The organism is Gordonibacter pamelaeae 7-10-1-b (assembly GCF_000210055.1).
Lineage (GTDB): Bacteria > Actinomycetota > Coriobacteriia > Coriobacteriales > Eggerthellaceae > Gordonibacter > Gordonibacter pamelaeae.
In genome coordinates this window covers 2,630,034-2,632,647 of the sequence record NC_021021.1, presented here as the reverse complement: position 1 = coordinate 2,632,647, position 2,614 = coordinate 2,630,034, and the positions used below count along the sequence as shown (strand labels likewise).

General features: G+C 68.3%; 3 protein-coding genes. All 3 read left to right on the top strand.

The features are described 5' to 3' along the window. Nucleotides 1–513: carbon-phosphorus lyase complex subunit PhnI (locus GPA_RS12210; RefSeq protein WP_167536660.1), on the top strand; the 513-nt coding region annotated here is incomplete at its 5' end. After that, nucleotides 497–1,414, top strand: a complete 918-nt coding sequence (locus GPA_RS12205) for an alpha-D-ribose 1-methylphosphonate 5-phosphate C-P-lyase PhnJ (protein ID WP_015540050.1) — start codon at nucleotides 497–499, stop codon at nucleotides 1,412–1,414. The genes GPA_RS12210 and GPA_RS12205, both read left to right, overlap by 17 nt. Beyond that, nucleotides 1,404–2,264 carry an ATP-binding cassette domain-containing protein gene (locus GPA_RS12200; protein WP_015540049.1) on the top strand — a complete coding sequence of 287 codons (861 nt, stop codon included), beginning with the start codon at nucleotides 1,404–1,406 and terminating at the stop codon, nucleotides 2,262–2,264. Before GPA_RS12205 ends, GPA_RS12200 begins: the two co-directional genes overlap by 11 nt. The last annotated feature ends 350 nt before the right edge of the window (nucleotides 2,265–2,614 follow it).

The following is a 2,614-nucleotide window of genomic DNA, read 5'->3' as shown; positions in this document are numbered from 1 at the left end:
TACGCGGCCATCCGCGGCTTCGGCCCGGCGCATCCCACGGTGGGCGAGCTGCGGCAGGGCCGCGTGGCCGTGGCCGTGGACCATCCGGTCGAGCCGGGCGGCCCGGACGACGCCTACTACCTGGGCTCGCTTCCCGTCACCGAGGTGGAGAGCGTGTTCATGGACGAGGGCGGTTCCGGTGAGGACAGCCTCTCGCTCGCCGTGGGCTACGGTTGCGTGATCGGCCGCGCCGAGACGAAGGCCATCGCCATGAGCGTGCTCGACCGCTGCCTGGAGCTGGGCGACAAGAGGTTCCCCACCGAGGACGAGGAGTTCGTGCTCTACCACGTGGACGGCGTGGAGGCTACCGGCTTCATCTCGCACCTCAAGCTCCCGCACTACGTGACGTTCCAATCGAAGCTTTCCAGCGTGCGCGGTACGCGCGGCGGGACCCCTGACGACGACCGATCCGCCGACCAGGCCGCCGCTGCGGCGCTGGAAGCGAAGGAGGCGACCGATGCAGCAACGTTATAACTACGCCTTCTTCGACGAGGCGTCCAAGCGCGAGATCCGCCGCGCCATCGTGAAGGGCGTTTCCATCCCCGGCTACCAGGTGCCCTTCGCCTCCCGCGAGATGCCCATCGGCCGCGGCTGGGGCACGGGCGGCCTGCAGATCACGCTGGCCGTCATCGGGCGCGGCGACGTGCTCAAGGTGATCGACCAGGGCTCGGACGACAGCGTGAACGCCGTGAACATCAAGAAGCTCGTGGCCGACACCACCGACGTGGAGGTGACCGACGCCACCGAGGACGCCACGCTCATCCAGTCGCGCCACCGGATTCCCGAACGCCCCTTGCGCGCCGACCAGGTGCTCGTGCTGCAGGTGCCCACGCCCGAGCCGCTGCGCGGCTTCGAGCCGAGCGAGGCCGCCACGCGCCGCCTGCATGCCGAGGCGGACTACACGGGCGCGTGGCTGGAGCTGTTCGACCAAATCGTGCGCTTCGACGCCACTACCACCGGGGCCGACCACCCCGTGCTCGTGAACGGGCGCTACGTCATGGCCCCCTCTCCCATCCCGCGCTTCGACAACCTGAAGCTCAACCAGGCCGAGCACCTCACGCTCTTGGGCGCGGGCCGCGAGAAGAAGATCTACGCCGTGCCGCCCCACACCGACGTGGTTCCCCTCGATTTCGAGGACTATCCCTTCGCGGTGGAGCGCTTCGACGGCAAACGCTGCCGCCTGTGCGGCGCGACGGGCGTCTACCTGGACGAGCTGGTGGACGAGGCAACCGGCGAGACGTACTACCAATGCAACGACACCTCATGGTGCGCGCAACATGTCCCAAATGGGGACAGTCCCGATTTGGGACACTGGACTCTACGAACGACCGGCGACCCATCTTCTGACCGGGAAGGAGCCTCCCATGCTCGATGACCAGCGGTTCGGTGCGGACGAGGCGGCGTGCCTCTCCGTGCGGAACCTGTCGAAGCGCTTCGGCGCGGGCTGCCCGCACTGCCTTGAGCCCGACGCGCGGCTCGAGCGCAACGTGTGCCCGCGCTGCGGCACGGTGCACGCCGTGCGCGACGTGAGCCTGGACGTGTACCCGGCCGAGATCGTGGGCATTGTCGGGGAGTCGGGCAGCGGGAAGTCCTCGCTCATGAAGTGCCTGTTCTTCGACGAGGAGGCCACGTCCGGCGACGTGCGCGCCCGCCCGTTCGACGGGGGCGCGGCCAACCTGCTGGCGCTCTCGCCCCAGCAGCGGCGCGCCATCCGCAACACGGTGTTCGGCATGGTGTACCAGAACCCCTACCTGGGGCTGCGCATGGACTTCTCCAGCCTGTCGAACATCGCCGAGCAGATGATCGCCTCCGGCAGCCGCAACGTGGGCGCCATGCGCTCCCGCGGCGAGGACCTGCTGGGGCGCGTGAACATCCCGCTCTCGCGCGCCACCGAGCCGCCGCGCAACTTCTCCGGCGGCATGCAGCAGCGCGTCCAGATTGCCAAGGCCCTGTCGAACAACCCGCCCATCCTGCTGCTGGACGAGGTGACCACGGGCCTCGACCTGTCCGTGCAGGCCGCCGTGCTCGACCTCGTGCAGCAGATCAGGCGCGACTTCAACGTGAGCATGCTCGTGGTGAGCCACGACCTGGGCGTCATCCGCATGCTGGCCGACCGCACGCTGGTCATGCTGGACGGCCGCGTCATAGAAAGCGGCCTGACCGACCAGATATTGGAAGACCCCCAGCATTCTTATACCCAACAACTTGTCTATTCGCTCCTCTAGGCGTTCCGGCGGCCTGGCGGCCGTCGGAACTGCTCGACGCTGCGGGCTCTTCCGGCACCCGACCTTGGCGCTCCAAGCCCTCGTCGCGTACCAAAGTACGCCTCCTCGGTCTTTCACGCCAATCTCGGGCACCGGAAGAACCCTCGCTGACTTACTACGCCAACCTATGACTCCTCGAAAGGACCCTCCCGTGAACGACAACTCCTGCATCATCCGCGGCGGCACGGTGGTGTGCGCCGACCGGGTGCTTCCCGACCACGACGTCGTGGTCATCGACGGGCGCATCGCGGCCATCGAGCCGGCCGGCGCGCGCGAGTTCGACGCGCAGCCCGACGCCACGGTGGGCGTGC

Bases quoted from the DNA above. Each gene is read 5' to 3' on its own strand.
- GPA_RS12205 (WP_015540050.1), top strand. From the start codon at position 497: ATGCAGCAACGTTATAACTACGCCTTCTTCGACGAGGCGTCCAAGCGC.
- GPA_RS12200 (WP_015540049.1), top strand. From the start codon at position 1,404: ATGCTCGATGACCAGCGGTTCGGTGCGGACGAGGCGGCGTGCCTCTCC.